General features: G+C 63.3%; 15 protein-coding genes. 13 read left to right on the forward strand and 2 right to left on the reverse strand.

What is annotated here, in order from left to right:
- Positions 1-216: 216 nt before the first annotated feature.
- From OCV80_RS15015 to OCV80_RS15025, 3 genes are all read left to right on the forward strand, one after another.
- Positions 217-1,059 (forward strand): NfeD family protein, encoded by an 843-nt coding sequence (locus OCV80_RS15015; protein WP_160117445.1) that lies wholly within the window; start codon positions 217-219, stop codon positions 1,057-1,059.
- Between the two features lie 2 nt (positions 1,060-1,061).
- Positions 1,062-2,012 (forward strand): SPFH domain-containing protein, encoded by a 951-nt coding sequence (locus tag OCV80_RS15020; RefSeq protein WP_021750278.1) that lies wholly within the window; start codon positions 1,062-1,064, stop codon positions 2,010-2,012.
- A gap of 427 nt (positions 2,013-2,439) precedes the next feature.
- Positions 2,440-3,507 carry a helix-turn-helix domain-containing protein gene (locus OCV80_RS15025; protein ID WP_267288534.1) on the forward strand — a complete coding sequence of 356 codons (1,068 nt, stop codon included), beginning with the start codon at positions 2,440-2,442 and terminating at the stop codon, positions 3,505-3,507.
- A 144-nt stretch (positions 3,508-3,651) separates the two neighbouring features.
- Here the strand turns inward: OCV80_RS15025 and OCV80_RS15030 are convergent, their stop codons facing one another.
- Positions 3,652-3,954, reverse strand: a complete 303-nt coding sequence (locus OCV80_RS15030) for a DUF6506 family protein (protein ID WP_025545589.1) — start codon at positions 3,952-3,954, stop codon at positions 3,652-3,654.
- A gap of 100 nt (positions 3,955-4,054) precedes the next feature.
- Complete coding sequence (locus OCV80_RS15035) at positions 4,055-5,713, reverse strand: ribonuclease J (protein ID WP_021750274.1); 1,659 nt, start codon at positions 5,711-5,713, stop codon at positions 4,055-4,057.
- A 454-nt stretch (positions 5,714-6,167) separates the two neighbouring features.
- On the opposite strand from OCV80_RS15035, the gene OCV80_RS15045 reads away from it, so the two are divergent.
- The 10 genes from OCV80_RS15045 to OCV80_RS15090 all read left to right on the forward strand — a co-directional run.
- Positions 6,168-7,190 (forward strand): LacI family DNA-binding transcriptional regulator, encoded by a 1,023-nt coding sequence (locus OCV80_RS15045; RefSeq protein WP_119311656.1) that lies wholly within the window; start codon positions 6,168-6,170, stop codon positions 7,188-7,190.
- 96 nt (positions 7,191-7,286) lie between these two features.
- Complete coding sequence (locus tag OCV80_RS15050; RefSeq protein WP_021750271.1) at positions 7,287-8,480, forward strand: MFS transporter; 1,194 nt, start codon at positions 7,287-7,289, stop codon at positions 8,478-8,480.
- 131 nt (positions 8,481-8,611) lie between these two features.
- Entirely contained in the window at positions 8,612-10,603 is a 1,992-nt protein-coding gene (locus OCV80_RS15055; protein WP_119311655.1) for a DHH family phosphoesterase, read from the forward strand.
- A 14-nt stretch (positions 10,604-10,617) separates the two neighbouring features.
- Positions 10,618-10,851: a hypothetical protein gene (locus tag OCV80_RS15060; RefSeq protein ID WP_021750269.1), complete on the forward strand. Its 234-nt coding sequence runs from the start codon at positions 10,618-10,620 to the stop codon at positions 10,849-10,851.
- 14 nt (positions 10,852-10,865) lie between these two features.
- Positions 10,866-11,315: a 50S ribosomal protein L9 gene (gene rplI / locus OCV80_RS15065; protein ID WP_021750268.1), complete on the forward strand. Its 450-nt coding sequence runs from the start codon at positions 10,866-10,868 to the stop codon at positions 11,313-11,315.
- Between the two features lie 241 nt (positions 11,316-11,556).
- Positions 11,557-12,906 (forward strand): replicative DNA helicase, encoded by a 1,350-nt coding sequence (gene dnaB / locus OCV80_RS15070; protein WP_021750267.1) that lies wholly within the window; start codon positions 11,557-11,559, stop codon positions 12,904-12,906.
- 237 nt (positions 12,907-13,143) lie between these two features.
- Positions 13,144-14,514, forward strand: a complete 1,371-nt coding sequence (tilS, locus tag OCV80_RS15075) for a tRNA lysidine(34) synthetase TilS (RefSeq protein WP_136891079.1) — start codon at positions 13,144-13,146, stop codon at positions 14,512-14,514.
- Entirely contained in the window at positions 14,511-15,065 is a 555-nt protein-coding gene (hpt, locus tag OCV80_RS15080; protein WP_021750265.1) for a hypoxanthine phosphoribosyltransferase, read from the forward strand. The genes tilS and hpt overlap by 4 nt, the downstream gene beginning before the upstream one ends.
- 95 nt (positions 15,066-15,160) lie before the next feature.
- Positions 15,161-17,029 (forward strand): ATP-dependent zinc metalloprotease FtsH, encoded by a 1,869-nt coding sequence (gene ftsH / locus OCV80_RS15085; RefSeq protein ID WP_136891078.1) that lies wholly within the window; start codon positions 15,161-15,163, stop codon positions 17,027-17,029.
- 374 nt (positions 17,030-17,403) lie between these two features.
- A partial coding sequence (locus OCV80_RS15090) for an ABC transporter substrate-binding protein (protein ID WP_267288535.1) occupies positions 17,404-18,401 on the forward strand: 998 nt, incomplete at its 3' end.

Here is an 18,401-nt window from a genome sequence, read left to right on the forward strand (position 1 = left end):
CTCTTGCCGCAACTGCCGCCGGCGGGCCGGGAGGTTTTGTAACCAAAATGAAATGGTATTTGCAAAATGGGCATGATACAATAACGATAAACGCCGCCGGAGCCGCACTTCCCGGACGGAAACCTGAAGTTGCACGGGATTTTGCCGGATGCAAAGCAGAGTTGGTGGAAACGGCGGGGCGGTTCTGCTAAAATGACAGACAGAGAGGAGAGGCGTATGGCATTTGGAGAGCGGTTGCAGGAGCTCCGCCGGGCCCGGGGCATGACCCAGGAGGACTTTGCGGCCCAGCTGAAGGTCTCCCGGCAGGCGGTGAGCAAGTGGGAGTCCTGCCGGGGATACCCGGAGCTTGAGAAGATCATCTATATCTGCAACCGCTACGGCGTCACCATGAATGACCTGTTCTGCGAGGAGGTCCCCCTGGGCGGCCAAGAGACGCCGGCGGCGCCGGAGCGGATGGAGTCCCGGACACTGAAAACGGCGCTGGGAGATTTTGTGAGCAACCTGTCCCCGGCCAACAAATGGGCCGGAGTGGGGGGGCTGGCGGCAGTGACTGCCCTGGTGGCCCTGTGTATGCTGTATTTGAAAGGAGGCGGAGACAGCGAAATGACGGCATTGTGGATTGCGGCCATCGTGGTCTTTGGCGTGGTGGAGGCGGTGACCGCCGGGCTGGTCTCCATCTGGTTCGTGCCCGGCGCCGTGGCGGGTCTGATCGCCGCCATGGCGGGGGCGGGGCTCCTGATCCAGCTGGTGCTGTTCCTGGCGGTGTCGGCGGCGGCCCTGGCGGCCACCCGGCCCCTGGTGAAAAAGCTCTCCGCCGGGCGGGCTGTGCCTACTAACGCGGACCGGGTGCTGGGCCGCACCGCCAGAGTCACGGAGACCATCGACAACGACAGCGCCTCCGGCGCCGTCTATGTGGACGGCAAGACCTGGACCGCCCGCAGCGCCGACGGATCGGTGCTCCCGGCGGGCAGCCGGGTGGAGATCCGGCGGATGGAGGGTGTGAAGCTCATTGTGGAAGCGGCGCAGAAAGCGCCTGATAAAAAAGAGGAGGTTGTGTGAATATGATGGATGTGCTCAAGTGGGTTCCGCTGTTGATCCTGGTGGTGCTGATCCTGATCCTGCTGATCGGGAACATCGTCATCGTCCAGCAGTCCAAGGCCTATGTGGTGGAGCGGCTGGGAGCGTTCCGGACCGTGTGGGGCGTGGGACTGCACCTGAAGGTGCCCTTTGTGGAGCGGGTGGCCAAGAAGGTGTCCCTGAAGGAGCAGGTGGCGGATTTCGCGCCCCAACCCGTCATCACCAAGGACAATGTCACCATGCAGATCGATACGGTGATCTACTTCCAGATCACGGACCCGAAGCTGTATACCTACGGCGTGGAACGGCCCATGAACGCCATTGAGAACCTGACCGCCACCACCCTGCGGAACATCATCGGCGAGATGGAACTGGACCAGTCCCTGACAAGCCGGGACACCATCAACGCCAAGATGCGCGCCATTCTGGACGAGGCCACGGACCCCTGGGGCATCAAAGTCAACCGGGTGGAGCTGAAAAACATTATCCCGCCCAAGGAGATCCAGAACGCCATGGAGAAGCAGATGAAGGCGGAGCGGGAGCGCCGGGAGTCCATCCTCCAGGCGGAGGGGCAGAAGCAGTCCCAGATCCTGGTGGCGGAGGGCGAGAAGCAGTCCCTGATTCTCAAGGCGGATGCCGCCAAGCAGGCCGCCATCCTGAAGGCCGAGGGCGAGAAGGAGGCCCGCATCATGGCCGCCGAGGCGGAGGCCCAGGCCATCATGCAGGTGCAGACCGCCCTGGCGGACTCCCTGAAGCTGCTGAATGCCGCCGCCCCCAATGACCAGGTGGTGAAGCTGAAGGCTCTGGAAGCCATGCAGAAGGTGGCGGACGGCAAGGCCACCAAGATCATCATTCCCAGTGAGCTCCAGGGGCTGGCAGGACTCGCTGCCAGCGCCAAGACGGTGTTCGACACAGAGGACCCCAAGGGGGAGTGAGGGAAAAGCAGTACAGGCGCACAGCAAAAGCTGTGCGCCTGTATTTTGCAAATTGGGCAGAGGGCGCAGTCCTTCATGTCCATTGCCGGGACGATGGGAGCCGGTGCCGGAAGAGCGTATTCCCATGATCCCATACAGACCCGCGCCGTAAGGGCTTCGGTCGGGACCTGCTGCGGCCGGGAGGGTCAGGTGCAGTCTGCGTCCCGCTGAATTGCCCGCGGCGGTCTGGAGTTCTGCCCTGTCTACGCGGGGAGGTTCGCCCAATGAGAGGCGCGCCCCGGAAGCCCGGTTTGGGGCACAGTGATTACAGCGATTTTTACCCATTAACCGCCGGTTAAAAGATCGTCAGAAAAATTGAACACCTGTCGATTGCAGCGCACCGCCGGAGATGGTATTCTGGGGACAGATCACAAGAGGGGGCTTTGCCATGCAGATCCACGAGATTATCCGCACCCGGCGGACGGCACTGGGGCTGACACAGGAGCAGCTGGCGGGGAAGCTGGGGGTATCAGCCCCGGCGGTGAACAAATGGGAAAGGGGAAACTCCTACCCGGACATCACCCTGCTGCCGGTGCTGGCCCGGACGCTGCGGGTGGACCTGAACACACTGTTGTCCTTTCAGGAGGACTTGACGGAGACGGAGATCGCGGAGTTTTTGAACCGGCTGTACGAGGTGTCCCGGACCGAGGGGTGCGGCGCGGCCTTTTCCCTGGCAGAGGAGAAGCTGCGCCAGTTCCCCAACAGCGACGCGCTGGCATACAGCGCTGCGGGGCTGCTGGAGGGTCTTCTGACCCTGTTCCCCGGCACCGATGAGACAGCCCGGCCCGGCCGGGAGGACTTTGTCGCGGGCCTGTACGAGCAGGCCGCCCAGAGCGCGGACCCCAAAATCCGGGAGTGGGCGACCTATACCGTGGCGAGCCGCTGCATCGCCCGGGGGGATCTGGACCGGGCGGAGGCGCTGTTGGACCAGATCTCCAACACCCACCGGGACAAGCGGGAACTGCTGTCCGCCCTGCGGCGGAAGCAGGGGCGGACCGAGGAGGCCTGGACCCTGCTGGAGCGGGAGCTGTTCGACCGGGCCCACGGCATCCAGACCACGCTGCTGTCCCTGATCGAGATGGCCCAGGCAGAGGGAGACCGGCAGCGGGCCCAGGGCTTTTGCGACGCCGCCCGGCGGGCGGGAGAGGCCCTGGACCTGAGCGATTACGCAGTGCTGTCCGCCCCCTTCCAGCTGGCGGCGGCGGAGCAGGACGGCCCGGCGGCGCTGGACCTGCTGGACCGGCTGCTGCATAGCCTGACAGTGCCTTGGGATCTGAGTGCCTCGCCCCTGTACCGGCATCTGGCCACCAAGGAGGCCGCCGGAGAGGCCCAGTCGGTGCTGCTGGAGCCCCTTCTGGACCAGGTGGAGGCAGACCCGGACTGCGCCTTCCTCCGGGAGATGCCGGAGTATGGGACGATGGTGGAGAAGTACCGGCGCGCCGCAGATGGGGCATGAGCTGGCGGGACCCGCCGGGCGGCGGATGAGACTGTCCGGTTCTGCCGGTGGCAGGACGCGGCGTGCCGCAGTTCTGCATTCCCTGCGGACCGTGCGGGAAAAAGAAAAAGCGGAAGGACGAAAGTCCTTCCGCTTTCATGCGTCTCAGCCGAACAGGGCATCGCCGCTCTTGAAGCCCAGGCCGGGGTGGAAGTCGAACTTCACCGCGCCCACGGCCACGTCGGGACCCACGGCCCGCTGGATGCGGGCGATGCCCTCGTTGCCGAAGCCGGCGCACAGCTCCATAGCGGTGACGCCTCCGGCGGCCAGCTCCTTCGCGGCAGCCTCCGCCTCAGCGTAGGTCTTGCAGCCCACCACGTTCAAATGGATGCTAGGGGTGGATACCACGGTGCGGGTGGTCTCATCGGCATCGCCGATAAGAAAGAGAAATGCGGCTTGCAGTGCCATTGTTATGTAGACCTCCCTGAAAATCAAGAATCAGAGCGAACAGATAAGAGATGCCGCTTTCCCTGCGGCTCTCTTATCTGCACACCCGTTATCTGGTATGTCACAGTCTGGTGACCACGGGGATAACCATGGGATTGCGCTTGGTGGTTTTGAACAGGTAGCTGCTGACGGCGGACTTGACGGAACCCTTCAGTTCCCCGTCATCCCGGCCCCGCTTGCGGGAGACGTTCTCCGCCGCGTCCCGGGCCACGCTCTGCAGTTCCTTCATCAAGTCCCCGGACTCCTTCACGTAGATGAAGCCCCGGGTGATGATCTCCGGCTCGCTGAGGAGGTTGCCGTCATGGGCGGAGATGGGCAGGACCACCACCACCATGCCGTCTTCTGCCAGGCGCTTGCGGTCCCGCATGACCACGGCGCCCACGTCGCCCACGCCGGAGCCGTCCACATATACCTCACCGGAGGGAACGGTGCCGCCCAACTTGATGGTCTTGGCCGTGATCTCGATGACGGAGCCGTTGTCGGCAATGGCGATATGGTTGCGGTCCATGCCCATGTCCTGGGCCAGCTGGGAGTGGATCTGGAGCATCCGCTGCTCGCCGTGGAGGGGGATGAAGAACCGGGGCTTCGTCAGGGCGTGGATGATCTTCAGCTCCTCCTGGCAGGCGTGGCCGGACACGTGAAGCATGTCGGCCCGATCATAGACCACCTTGACGCCCTTGCGGAACAGCTCGTTGATGACCCGGGACACCGTCACCTCGTTGCCGGGGATGGCGCTGGCGGAGATGATGACCTTGTCCCCGGCGCCGATCTCCACCTGCTTGTGCTGAGAGAAGGCCATGCGGTACAAGGCGCTCATCTCCTCGCCCTGGGAACCGGTGGTGACGATGACCTGCTTGTTCTTGGGCAGGCCCTTGATCCGGTTGATGTCCACCAGGGTGTTCTTGGGCACCTTCATATAGCCCAGCTCTGTGGAGACCTTCATGATATTTTCCATGGACCGGCCCGTGACGGCCACCTTCCGGCCGAAGGCCGCGGCGGCATCCAGCACCTGCTGGATCCGGTGGACGTTGGAGGCGAAGGTGGTGACGATGATCCGGTCCTCGCATCCCTGGAACTGGCGCTTGAAGGTGGCGCCCACCGTCTTTTCAGAGGGGGTAAAGCCCGGACGCTCCACATTGGTGGAGTCCGCCAGCAGTGCCAGGACGCCCTCCTTCCCCAGCTCGCCGAAGCGGGCAAGGTCGATGACCTCCCCGTCGATGGGGGTGGAGTCGATCTTGAAGTCGCCGGTGTGGACGATGGTGCCCATGTGGGTGTGGATGGCAAAGGCCACGGAGTCGGCGATGGAGTGGTTCACATGGATGAACTCCACAGTGAACTTGCCGGCCCGGACGCTCTTGCCCGGCTCCACCGTGATGAGCTTGGTGCTTTTCACCAGCCCATGCTCCTCCAGCTTCAGCTTGATGAGCCCCGCGGTGAACCGGGTGCAGTAGATGGGCATGTTCAACTGCTTGAGCACATAGGGAATGGCACCCACGTGATCCTCGTGCCCGTGGGTGATGAACAGACCCCGGATGCGGGCCCGGTTCTTGATGAGGTAGCTGACGTCGGGAATGATGAGGTCGATGCCGTACATGTCATCCCCGGGGAAGGCCATGCCGCAGTCCACCACGATGATCTCGCCGCCGTACTCATAGGCGGTCATGTTCTTGCCGATCTCATTGAGACCGCCCAGGGGGATGATTTTCAATTTTTCTGCCATAGATCGATGATACTCCTTTGAAAAAATATGTAAAATACCCCCATAACAGCGGAAATGGCGCAAAATGAGCGCACGCAAACAAGAGACGCCCGTAGCCTGCGCGGCCCCGTTTCGCCGGCAGGGGTTCGGTCACGTCATTCCGTTGAAACCGTATGGGGTTTTATTTGACTGAGGCGGAGCGGCGCTCCGCACCAGTGAAATACTGTGGAACTGTGTAAAAAAGGGCGGAAAAGCAGTTGCTTCTCGACGCGCACTTTGTTATACTGAAACGAAGGCGCGGCCCAGGCAGAGGCACGCCCCGCGGCGCTCCGACAGCCGGCGGCCTGCCGCCGGCGGACACGGAAGGCCGCACCATTCTGCCCCTAGTATAGCACAGGTCAAGCGTTTTGTATACATTTTTTTCAAGAAAACCAAGATGACCGGCGGAAGGGCCGGAGAAAGGGAGTGAAGGGACATGCGGGCAACGATCAAGATGATCGCAGAACGGGCGGGCGTCTCCATCGGCACGGTGGACCGGGTGCTCCACGACCGGCCGTATGTGAAGGAGGAGGTCCGGCGGCGGGTGCTGGAGGTGATGGAGGAGCTGGATTACCAGCCAAACCGGGTGGCCAGCGCCCTGGCCACCAGCGGCATGGCCCGGCATTTCGCTATCATCCAGCCCACGTGGGAGAGCTATGTGGGCGAGGCCATGGCCGCTGGCGTGGCGAAGTTCCGGCAGGACCGTCAGGACTACAATGTGAGCGTCACCATCCACCCGTACCGCCAGGGGCGGATGGAGGACTGCCTGCACCTGCTGGACACGCTGGCGGAGGAGGTCCAGGGGATCGCCCTGTGCGCCGCGGACTGCCCCCAGGTGCGCCAGAAGCTGGAGCTCCTGGCGGAGCGGCGGATGCCGGTGGTGACCTTCAACTCCGACATTGCAGGCGCCCGGCGGCTGTGCTACGTGGGGGAGGACGCCCACCACGCCGGCCGGGTGGCCGGGGACATCGCCGCCAAGTTCCTCAGGCCCGGAGACCGGATCCTGCTGGTGTACGCCGACCACGGCTACGCCGGACACAAGGGCCGGGCAGACGGCTTTCTGGAGCGGCTTGCGGAGCGGGGGCTCCGGCAGGAGGACTGCCGGGTGGCAGAGACCCACGACAACTATGATGAGACACTGGCAGCGGTGACCGCCGCTTTGGCGGAAGAGCCGGACCTGAAGTATATCTATATGGCCAACCGCTCCGTGCCTGCGTGCATGGAAGCCCTGCGCGGGGCCGGCCGGATGGGACAGGTGCGGGTTCTGGCCCACGACAACAGCCCGGAGACGCGGACCTTCCTGCGGGAGGGACTGCTGGACTTCATCATTGACCAGAACCTGACCTACCAGAGCCGCAAGGCCCTGTCGCTGCTGTTTGATGCGGTGGTGGAGCACCGGACGCCGGAGCGGGACTGTTTCTATCCGGAGAGCCCCATCCTCACGGCGGAGAACTGCTGAAAGACTTTCTCCGGCGCCGGCTTCCCGCGGAGGCCGACTCTGGGGGAAGCTGTTTTTGGGAAAAGCTGTGTACGCAAACAGAAGGAGAACCGTGTCATGGAACAGACGAAAAAGCCGCTGCCTGGAGCGGTACTGCTGCTGGCGGCCCTGGGATTTGTGCTGGGGACCTGCGAATTTGTGATTGTGGGCATTCTGCCGGAGATCGCGGAGGGGCTGAACACCTCTCTGGCGGCAGTGGGAAAGCTGGTATCGGTGTTCGCCGCCTGCTACGCGGTGGGGACGCCTGTGATCACTGCAGCTACCGGCGGAATCTCCCGCCGGAAGCTGCTGGCGGTGCTGATGGGGGTGTTCCTCCTCACCAGCGCGGCAAGCTTTGCCGCTCCTAATGTGGCGGTGCTGTATGCCACCCGGGTAGTGGCGGCGCTGGTGTCCGGTACGCTGACGGCGGTGGCCATGCTCTATGCCAAGGAGGTCGCCGCCCCGGAGCAGACCGCCCGGGCCATCTCGCTGGTATACGGTGGCTTTTCCGTGGCAGCGGTGCTGGGAGTGCCCCTGGGCACTGCCGTGTGCCAGATCCTGGGCTGGCGGTGGACCTTCGCCGTGATCCTGGCTATGGGCGCAGCGCTGCTGCCGCTGCTGCTGCGCTCCCTGCCCGCGGTGCCGGCACAGGCGGACAGCGGGCTTCTGAAGTCCTTTTCCATCCTATGGGACCCCCGATGCTCCCTGTGTGTGGGGATGATCCTGTGCAGCGCCTCCGCCACCTATATCGTGTACACCTATCTCTCGCCGATCCTGACAGAGACACTGGGGCTTCCAGCGGGGGCGGTGAGCCCGCTGCTGCTGGTGATGGGAGCGTGCAGCGCCGCCAGCAATCTCATCTCCGGCCGGCTGGGGGAGCGGGGCGGCCTCCGGACCCTGCCCATGGCCTTCGCCGCCCAGGCGGTGCTGTTTGCCCTGCTGCCGCTGCTGCTGGGAAACCGGTGGGCGGGCCTTGCGGGGGTCTTTGCCATGGGGCTGCTCATGTACCTGCTGAACACCCCGGCCCAGATGCACGCGCTGTCTCTGGCAGAGCAGGATTACCCCTTCGCTTCCAGCCTGTGCGCCTCCGTACAGCCGGTATCCTACAACTTCGGCATTGCTATCGGCTCCTTCATCGGCAGCGCCGTGCAGGAGGGGTGGGGATTCCGCCCCCTGGGCCTGCCGGCGGCAATGTTCGCCCTGGCGGCACTGGGGCTGAACCTGCTGCTTCTGCGCGCCAACGGCCGCCGGACGGCCGCGGCGGCATCCTGAGGACCATCAAAACAGGCTCGGGCCGGATCAGCCCGGGCCTGTTTTAACAGTTGCTTCTTGTGGGAAAAACTGCTATACTATTCTCCAATATGGGTATGTATGCGTCCCTTTCAAAAGGAGACCTGATCGAGATGAACAACAAGAAGCTCTCCCGCCTGCTGGAGCCCAATCTCAAGCTCTACTTCCTCTGCATGATCGTCTTCGCGGCGGCCACCGCCACGGTGAGCCTGCCTCTGGGACTGGTGGAGATCGCCTGCACCGTGGGCCTGTATGCCTATTTCACCAACCGTAACCAGAAGCGGCGGCAGAACATCCTCCAGTACATTGATAATGTCACCGGCAGCGTGGATACCGCCAGCAAATCCACCCTCATCAACTCTCCGCTGCCCATCATGGTGTTCCGGCCGGACACCGGCGAGGTGATCTGGAGCAATGAGAACTTCCTGCAGCTGGCCGGCGTGCGGGAGCACCTGTTCGAGATGAAGGTGGAGGATGCAGTACCGGATTTCCCCGTTCAGTGGATGCTGGAGGGAAAGCAGGAGTGCCCGGACCGGGTGGTGATGAACAGCCGGCGGTTCCGGGTGTACGGCAGCCTGGTGCGGGCCAAGGGCCGGGGGGCCGAGCAGAACCTGGTGGCCACTACCTACTGGGTGGATACCACAGAGGCCGACGACCTGCGGGAGCGGTACACCGCCACCCGGCCGGTGCTGGCCATTTTGATGGTAGACAACTACGAGGACCTGATGAAGGCATGCGCCGATACCCAGCGCAGCGCCGTGCTGGCCCAGATCGACGAGAAGCTGAACAACTGGGCCGCCTGCGCCGACGGCCTGCTGCTGAAGACGGAGCGGGACCACTACCTCTTCATCTTTGAGGAATGCCACTACGACCACTTTGTGGAGGAGAAGTTCTCCATCCTGGATGCCATTCGGGAGATCAAGGTGGGGGATGTGTGCCCCACCCTCTCCATCGGCATTGGCAAGGATGCCGACGCTATGGCGGAGCTGTACCGCAACGCCCGTCTCAGCCTGGAGATGGCCCTCAGCCGGGGCGGAGACCAGGCGGTGGTCCGGGGAAAGGTGGACTTCCAGTTCTACGGCGGCCGCAGCAAGTCCACGGAAAAGCGCACCAAGGTGAAGTCCCGGGTCATGGCCAGCGCCCTGAACGAGCTGATGGCCGACGCGTCCGAGATCTATATCATGGGCCACAGCTTTGCGGACATGGACGCCGTAGGCGCCGAGGCGGGGCTCTACTGCATTGCCCGCAAGCACGGCAAGCGGGCCCAGATGGTCATTGATCTGGAGCACAACGCCGCCGGAGCGGTTTTGGCCAAGCTCCAGGCGTTGCCGGAGTATGCGGGGGCGTTCACCTCCGGGGCGGAGGCATTTTTGAAAATGAGGCCGGGCGCTCTGGTCATTGTGGTGGACACCAACCGCCCCGACATGGTGGAGAGCCCCCAGCTGCTGGAGTCCAGCAATCGGGTGGCGGTGATCGACCACCACCGCCGGGCGGCCAGCTACATCGAAAACGCCGCCTTCAGCTTCCACGAACCCTATGCCTCCTCCGCCAGTGAGCTGGTGACGGAGCTCTTGCAGTATCTGGTGGAGCCCGCCGATCTGCTGCGGGAGGAGGCGGAGGCGCTGCTGGCCGGCATCGTGCTGGACACGAAGCACTTCACCCTGCGCACCGGCGGCCGGACTTTTGAGGCGGCGGCCTTCCTCCGCCGGGCGGGGGCCGACACCACCGACGTTCAGCGGTTGTTCCAGAGCGATCTGAGCGAGATGGTGTCCCGCTACGACATCATCCGCCGGGCGGAGCTGTACCGGGAGGACATCGCCGTGGCGGCCATCGACCAGGAGGGCGTGGACCGGGTGACGGCGGCCCAGGCGGCGGACGAGCTGCTGAGCCTCAAGGGCGTGAAGGCGTCCTTTGTGGTATTCCCCAGTGGGGAGAACGTGCAGATGTCCGCCCGTTCTCTGGGAGAGGTGAACGTCCAGGTGATCCTGGAGGCCCTGGGCGGCGGCGGCAACTCCACCACTGCCGGCGGCCGTGTGGAGAACACAGATGTGGAGACGGTGAAGAGTCGTCTGCTGGAGGCCATCGATGCGTATTTTGAAAAGTGAGGGGGAGCGCGGCCATGAAGCGGTTTCTTTCCACATTTGGCATCTGCTTGGCGCTGGTGGAGGCATTCATCTTTTTCGGAGGATACCAGCTCTTTGATTTCAGCCGGCGCTGGTATTTGGCAGGCGCGTCCATCGCCCTGGTTCTGGCGGTGCTGGTGTGCATTCTGGTTCATCAGAATGACCGGCTGGAGGCGCTGGAAAAACGGACCCGGCAGCTGGAGGAACAAATTCAGAAACAGAACGACTAAAAGGAGACGTTATCATGAAAGTGATTTTACAGCAGGATGTGAAGGGCCAGGGAAAAAAGGGCCAGATGGTGGAGGTGTCCGAGGGCTATGCCCGGAACTTCCTCCTGCCCCGGAAGCTGGCCATCGCCGCCACGGCGGACGCCATCAACACCATGAACCTGAAGGAGAAGGCCCGCAAGGCTGAGGAGGCCCGGCAGAAGGCGGAGGCGGAGGCCACCGCCGAGAAGCTGAAGGAGTGCATGGTGAAGCTCACCGCCAAGGCCGGCAACGGCGGGCGGCTGTTCGGCGCCGTCACCACCAAGGAGATCTCCGACGGGCTTAGGCAGCAGTTCGGCATCGACATCCCCAAGCAGAAGCTGGTGCTGGACGAGCCCATCAAGGCGTTCGGATCCTATCAGGTGAAGGCCAAGCTGGGGTTTGAGGTCAACGGGACGGTGTACGTCTCCGTGTTTGAGGAAAAATAAAGGGAGTTCCTCTGTTTGGGGGCACGCTCTGGGGGAGAGGAATGGGCCGCCATTGCGGCAGTCTCGGGGGCTCCTGCGCCCGCAGGGGTGCGCCCCCGCTCTCTTTTTTGGCTGTGCCAAAAAGAGAGTGCGCCGCGCCCGGTGGAAGAGAAAAGGCGCTTGGCGCGCTCTGGTACAATGGCCCTTCGCGCTTTCCTAACCCAAACAGGTGGACTCCTATTCACGGCGAGGTGACAGTAAGATGGCAAACGAAGACCTTCTCCTGCGGCAGATGCCCCACTCTCTGGAGGGGGAGCAAGCCGTCCTGGGCTCCATGCTCATCGACGCGGACTGCGTCAAGGATGTGATGGACAAGCTCCGGCCGTCAGATTTTTACCTCCGGCAGAACCGGGAGATTTTTGAGACCATCTACTCCATGTTCACCTATGCCAAGCCCATCGACGGCATTACCGTCTGTGAGGAGATGCAGAAGGCGGGCACCTACGACGAGAACACCACCCGTTCCTATCTGGCCCAGCTGATGGAGATCACCCCCACCAGCGCCAACGTGATGGAGTACGCGGCCATCGTCCGGGACAAGGCGTTGCTGCGGGGCGTGGCCCAGGCCGCCGCCGAGATCACCGCCATGGTGCAGGAGGGCGTGGGCGAGGCCTCCGAAATTCTGGAGGCGGCGGAGCAGAAGGTTTACGCCGTCCGCCGGGGCCAGAGCGCCCAGGACATGGTGCCCCTGCGGCAGGTGCTGCCGGAGGTGCTGGACCGGCTGGGAGAGATGAGCGAGAGCGAGAATCACCTGCCGGGGCTCTCCACGGGTATGTCCGCGGTGGACCAGAAGATCACGGGCCTGAACAAATCGGACCTGATCCTGCTGGCCGCCCGGCCCGGCATGGGCAAGACCTCCTTTGCGCTGAACGTGGCCCTGAACGTGGCCAAGGCCGTCCACAAGACAGTGGCCGTCTTCTCTCTGGAGATGAGCCGGGAACAGCTGGCCACCCGCTTGCTGGCCTCCGAGGCATTGGTGGAGAACAACCGCCTCAAGACCGGCGCCCTGCGGGAGACCGACTGGGAGAAGATCGCCGGGGCCGCCACCATCCTGAATAAGGTGGATATCCGGATCGACGACAATCCCATGCTGTCGGTGGCGGACATGAACGCCAAGTGCCGCCGGCTGGATGATCTGGGCCTGGTGGTGATCGACTACCTGCAATTGATGACCTCTGCCGGCGGCAAGGGCTACGCGGGGGAGAACCGCCAGCAGGTGGTGTCCGACATCTCCCGGATGCTGAAGATCATGGCCAAGGAGCTGAACGTGCCGGTGATCTGCCTGAGCCAGCTGTCCCGCGCCAGTGAGAAGCGGGACGACAAGCGGCCCATGCTGTCGGACCTGCGGGAGTCCGGCGCTATCGAGCAGGACGCAGACATCGTGCTGTTCCTGTACCGGGATGACTATTATAATGAGGATTCGGAGAAGCACAACATCGCTGAGTGCATTGTGGCGAAAAACCGCCACGGTGAGACCGGCAAAGTAGAGCTGCGGTGGATGCCGGAATACACCCAGTTCTCGACCTTGGATACGAGGTACGACGAGGACTGAGGTCTGTGCTCTGCTTTGCAAAGCCGCACGGACGTGCGTCAAGTGTTTTGGCGGGGCCAAAACCTTGCAGGGGGCGGACTTTGTCTGCCCCCGGTCAGTGGCCGCCGGGGTCCCCCGGCGCGTTCAGACGTGCCGGGGGAGGAGCTGCGGTGGATGCCGGAATACACCCAGTTCTCGACCTTGGATACGAGGTACGACGAGGACTGAGGTCTGTTTTGGGAGAGGTGAGGTACGGACATGGAGGAACTGCTGTCCCACTGTCCCCGGTGGGTGCTGCCCGGTCGGGGGCGTCCGGCCCTGTGTGCCGTGTCCGGCGGGCTGGACTCCATGTGCCTGCTGGACCTGCTGGACCGGTGGTGTCGGGAGCGGGATGGCCGGGTAGTGGCTGCCCACTTCAACCACCGGCTGCGGGGCGCGGAAGCCGACCGGGATGAGACCTTCGTCCGGGACTGGTGTGCCGCCCATGACATCGCATTCGTCTCCAGCTCCGGGGACGTCCGGGGCCTTATGGAGCGGGAGGGCCTCTCCCTGGAGGAGGCGGCCCGGAAGCTCCGGTACGATTTTCTTCGCCAAGAGGCGGAGAAGCTGGGGCAGCATATCAAAATCTACACAGCCCACCACGCCGATGACAACGCGGAGACCATTCTTTTCAACCTGATCCGGGGCACCGGCGTGGCGGGCCTTACCGGCATGGCCTACCAGCAAAACGGCATTTGCCGGCCACTGCTGGACGTGACAAGGGAAGAGCTGGCGGCCTACGCCGCCGCCCGCCACATCCCCCACGTGGAGGACACCACCAACGCCGACCCCGGCGCCGCGGCCCGAAACTTCCTCCGGCTGGAGGTCATGCCCCGCTTGAGGCAGATCAACCCCAGAGCTGTGGAGCACATCAACGACGCCGGACGCCGCCTGCGGGTGGCGGACCAATCACTGGAGGAAGAGGCCGCCCGCCGTACTGCCCATGTGGAGGTGCAGGAGGGGCGGGTGACCTTATCCCGGCAGGCATTGGCAGAGGCCACGGACGCCGTGCGACCCCGGATGCTGCTGCGGCTCTTCGACCTTTTGGGCGTGGGGCGGAGGGATATCACAGCCGCCCATCTGCAGGACATCCTGCACCTGACCCGGGATACCCTCTGGGGCCGGGAGAGCCGGGTGGACCTGCCCCAGGGCGTCACCGCCCGGTACTGCCGGGAGTGGCTGATCCTGGAGACCCGGCCCCAGCTTTTGACGGAGGTCCAGCTGTTGCAGGAGTGCCCCGTCGCCTGGGGCGATTACCGGATCACCCTGCTGGATCACCGGGAGGGGGAGGGACTTGCCCTTCGGCCCTGGCGGCAGGGGGAGCGGATGGGCCTGACGGTGGGCCCTGCGGCGCCGGGAGACCGTCTGGTTCTGCCGGAGACCCACGGGGGCGGCCGCAGCATCAAACGGCTGTGCATGGACCGCCGGATCTCCCTCTCGGAGCGGGACCGGCTGCCGGCCGTCTACGCGGGAGGATGCCTGGCGGCGGTGTGGCGGCTGGGCGTGGATATGGCGTTTGCAGCACCGGAGGGGGAGCCCTGCCGGTTCATTCAGATTACCGAAGCGGCAAAGGAGAGAGATTTGATATGAAAAGCGAGATGGAAAGGGATATCCTGAAGGTCCTGGTGACAGAGGAGGAGCTGAAGGCCCGCATCACCGAAATGGGCGCGGAGCTGTATGAGCAGTTTCATGGCAAGAACCCGCTGTTTCTGGGCGTGTTGAAGGGGTCTTTCGTATTCATGGCGGACCTGGTCCGGGCTTGCCAGGTGAAGAGCGACGTGGAGTTCATCGCCGTCAGCTCCTACCAGAACGCCACTGTGTCCTCCGGCCGGGTGCAGATCACCCACGACCTGCAGCAGGACATCACCGGACGGCACCTGATCATCGTGGAGGACATTCTGGACTCCGGCAACACCTTGGCGTTTTTGAAGGACTACTTCATGACCAAGGGAGCGGCTTCCATTACCATCGTGACGCTGCTGGACAAGCCCTCCCGCCGGACTAAGGCCATCACCGCCGACCTGGCGGGGTTCGTGGTGCCGGACGAGTTTGTGGTGGGGTATGGGCTGGACTACTGCCAGCAGTACCGGAACGTGCCGTACATCGGGGTTTTGAAGCCGGAGGTATACTCCGGGGAGTGAGGCGATACGCCCTGTTTTGGGCGGACTCCGCCCAATCGTAACATGAAAACAGTCTCCCATTGCGTCCCAGGCAATGGGAAAGGAGGCTTCTGCTCGTGACAAAACAAAGACGGCTATCCAATCTGAGCTTCGTACTGCTGGCCCTCGTGATCCTGCTGTGTGTCAACTGGCTCTGGCAGAACGACAACCATGTGGACCAGCTGGAATACTCCCAGGTCCGCCAGCTGTTCCTGCAGGAAAAAGTGACGGGGCTGACCATTGACAGCGGCGGCACACTGACCCTGGAGCTGCGGGAGCCGGTGAACGGCAGCGAGACCGTGCGGTATGAGCTGTACAGCTTCCAGCTGTTTTATGACGACTTCAATGACCTGGTTCAACAGCAGTATGCGGAGGGTATCATCCAGCACTATGATTACCCGGAGCCGGTGCGCACCAACTGGCTGCTGGAGCTGCTGCCCTTCCTGCTGACGGCGGTGATCCTGGGGCTGATGTGGTACTTCCTGGTGATTCGGCCCCAGGGAGGTGGCATGGGACCGGACAAGATGGCCAAATTCGGCTCCGCCCGGACCCGGATGCTGACGGACAAGGACAAAAAGGTCACTTTCGACGACGTGGCCGGCGCCGATGAGGAGAAGGAGGAGCTCCGGGAGATCGTGGAGTTCCTGAAGGACCCCAAGAAGTACCTGTCTCTGGGGGCCCGGATTCCCAAGGGCGTGCTGCTGGTGGGCCCTCCCGGCACCGGCAAGACCCTGCTGGCCAAGGCCGTGGCAGGGGAGGCCGGCGTGGGCTTCCTGTCCATCTCCGGCTCCGATTTCGTGGAGCTGTACGTGGGCGTGGGCGCCAGCCGCGTCCGGGACCTGTTCGAGCAGGCCAAGAAGAACGCCCCGGCTATCGTGTTTATTGACGAGATCGACGCTGTGGGCCGCCAGCGGGGCACGGGCCTGGGCGGCGGCCATGACGAGCGGGAGCAGACCCTGAATCAGCTGCTGGTGGAGATGGACGGCTTTACCGCTAACGAAGGTGTGGTGGTCCTGGCGGCCACCAACCGGGCGGATGTGCTGGACCCGGCGTTGCTGCGGCCCGGTCGGTTCGACCGGCAGGTGTACGTGGGCCTGCCCGACATCCGGGGCCGGAAGGAGATCCTGGAGGTCCACGCCAAGGGCAAGCCCCTGGCGGAGGATGTGGACCTGGGCCAGCTGGCCCGGGGCACTCCGGGTTTCACCGGCGCGGACCTGGAGAACCTCATCAACGAGGGAGCCCTGCTGGCCGCCCGGAAAAATCAGAAGTTCATCACCATGCAGGATCTGAAGGACGCGGAGATCAAGGTCATCGCCGGACCGGAGAAGAAAAGCCGGGTGATCCCCCAGCACGAGCGTGAGCTGACCGCCTATCACGAGGCGGGCCACGCTGTGGTGATGCACGCTCTGCCAGATCAGGACCCGGTGGCCCAGATCACCATCGTGCCCCGGGGCCAGGCGGGCGGCATGACCATCTCCCTGCCGGAGGAGGACCGGTCCTATCTCTCCCGGCGGTATATGGAGGATCAGATCGTGGGTCTCTTGGGCGGCCGGGTGGCGGAGAAGCTGTGCCTGGGAGACATCTCCACCGGTGCCAGCAACGACATCCAGCGGGCCAGCCAGATCGCCCGGAAGATGGTGGCCACCTATGGCATGAGCGACAAGATCGGCACCGTAGCCTTCGAGTCCGGCCACGACGAGGTGTTCATCGGCCGCACCATGACCCAGGGCCGCAGCTATTCCGAGGCGGTGGCCGCCCAGATCGACCAGGAGGTCCAGCGCCTGGTGGCGGATGCCTATGACCGCTGCGAACGGATCCTGAACGACAACCGCGACAAGCTGGAGGCCGTGGCGTCCTATCTGCTGGAGCATGAGACCATGGAGCGGGAGGCGTTTCTGGCCGTGTTCGGCGAACAGCCGTTGTCCCTGAAAAAAGAAGAGGTCTGAGAAAAGGCCGCCGTCCGGAGAACCGGACGGCGGCCTTTTTACAAAAAGCGGGGAATAAAGCCGCCGCAACCCTCCAAAACTGTTGGAGTGACGGGAAAATGCATCAACGCAGTCACTGGAGTTTGGCAAAATTACCAATTCGCCTGTCTCTCTATCGAGGACAAATGACCGCATTTTTCTCTGCGATTTTTTTGAAACGTCCACAACAGAGGGACAAATGACCGGAATATGCGGAAAAATCTTGAACTTTTTTGAAAGAGAGCGGAAAACTTTCTGTGGATTATTCATCTTGCAAAGCCTGGAAAAAACCTGTAAAATGCCTTTCATACATGAGGGAACAGCGATCCTTAACCATTGATAGGAGGAAAAGAAGCATGAAGAGAGTTCTTGCACTGGCTCTGGCTATGGTCATGGCTCTGAGTCTGGCCGCCTGCGGCGGCAGCGGCGACACATCCACCGGCGACTCCGGCAGCAGCGGGGGGAATGTGGTCCGCATCGGTGTGTTCGAGCCCGCCACCGGCGACTCCGGTCCCGGCGGCAAGCAGGAGATGCTGGGTATGCAGTATGCCAATAAGGAGACCCCCACGGTGGACATCGGTGGCACCACCTACAACGTGGAGCTGGTCTACGCGGACAACGGTTCCACTACCGACAAGGCGCCCACCGCCGCGGCGGAGCTGGTGAGCAAGGATGTCAGCCTGGTGCTGGGTTCCTACGGTTCCAGCGTGGCTATGGCCGGCGGTCCGGTGTTTGACGAGGCGGGCCTGGCCGCCATCGGCGTCACCTGCACCAACCCCAATATCACCGCAGGCAACGACTATTACTTCCGGATTTGCTTCCTGGACAACTTCCAGGCCCAGGTGCTGGTGAATTTCGCAAAAGACAAGTTCAGCGCACAGAAGGCCTACTGCCTGGGTGAGTTGGGCAACGAGTACGACCAGGGCCTGATCGCCTTCTTCGAGCAGAACTTTGACGGTGAGGTCATCAAGGACTCCTTCCCCACCAACACCTCCGACTTCACCACCTACCTGAACAAGGCCGTGGCAGAGGATGTGGATGTGATCTTCTGCCCCGTCTCCATCGCCTACGCCACGCAGATCGTGGGTCTGGCCGCCTCCATGGGCCTGGATATCCCCCTGCTGGGCTCCGACACACTGGACAGCAACGTGGTGCTGGAGGCCGCGCAGGGCAGCAACGTACAGCTGTACGTGTCCACCTTCTACCAGGAGGGCGGCTCTCCCAAGTTCGATGACGGCATCAAGGCATGGCTGAACGAGGACTCCACCGCCATGACCAACAACGGCGGCAACGATACCATCGCCGCTGTCACTGCCATGGGCTATGACGCCTACTATGTGGCGCTGGAGGCCCT

The sequence above is a fragment of the Oscillibacter acetigenes genome (genome assembly GCF_025567605.1).
In the GTDB taxonomy this organism is placed as follows: Bacteria; Bacillota; Clostridia; order Oscillospirales; family Oscillospiraceae; genus Oscillibacter; species Oscillibacter welbionis.

Coding starts and splice junctions, on each gene's coding strand:
- OCV80_RS15015 (WP_160117445.1), top strand. CDS start 217: ATGGCATTTGGAGAGCGGTTGCAGGAGCTCCGCCGGGCCCGGGGCATG.
- OCV80_RS15020 (WP_021750278.1), top strand. CDS start 1,062: ATGATGGATGTGCTCAAGTGGGTTCCGCTGTTGATCCTGGTGGTGCTG.
- OCV80_RS15025 (WP_267288534.1), top strand. CDS start 2,440: ATGCAGATCCACGAGATTATCCGCACCCGGCGGACGGCACTGGGGCTG.
- OCV80_RS15030 (WP_025545589.1), bottom strand. CDS start 3,954: ATGGCACTGCAAGCCGCATTTCTCTTTCTTATCGGCGATGCCGATGAG.
- OCV80_RS15035 (WP_021750274.1), bottom strand. CDS start 5,713: ATGGCAGAAAAATTGAAAATCATCCCCCTGGGCGGTCTCAATGAGATC.
- OCV80_RS15045 (WP_119311656.1), top strand. CDS start 6,168: ATGCGGGCAACGATCAAGATGATCGCAGAACGGGCGGGCGTCTCCATC.
- OCV80_RS15050 (WP_021750271.1), top strand. CDS start 7,287: ATGGAACAGACGAAAAAGCCGCTGCCTGGAGCGGTACTGCTGCTGGCG.
- OCV80_RS15055 (WP_119311655.1), top strand. CDS start 8,612: ATGAACAACAAGAAGCTCTCCCGCCTGCTGGAGCCCAATCTCAAGCTC.
- OCV80_RS15060 (WP_021750269.1), top strand. CDS start 10,618: ATGAAGCGGTTTCTTTCCACATTTGGCATCTGCTTGGCGCTGGTGGAG.
- rplI (WP_021750268.1), top strand. CDS start 10,866: ATGAAAGTGATTTTACAGCAGGATGTGAAGGGCCAGGGAAAAAAGGGC.
- dnaB (WP_021750267.1), top strand. CDS start 11,557: ATGGCAAACGAAGACCTTCTCCTGCGGCAGATGCCCCACTCTCTGGAG.
- tilS (WP_136891079.1), top strand. CDS start 13,144: ATGGAGGAACTGCTGTCCCACTGTCCCCGGTGGGTGCTGCCCGGTCGG.
- hpt (WP_021750265.1), top strand. CDS start 14,511: ATGAAAAGCGAGATGGAAAGGGATATCCTGAAGGTCCTGGTGACAGAG.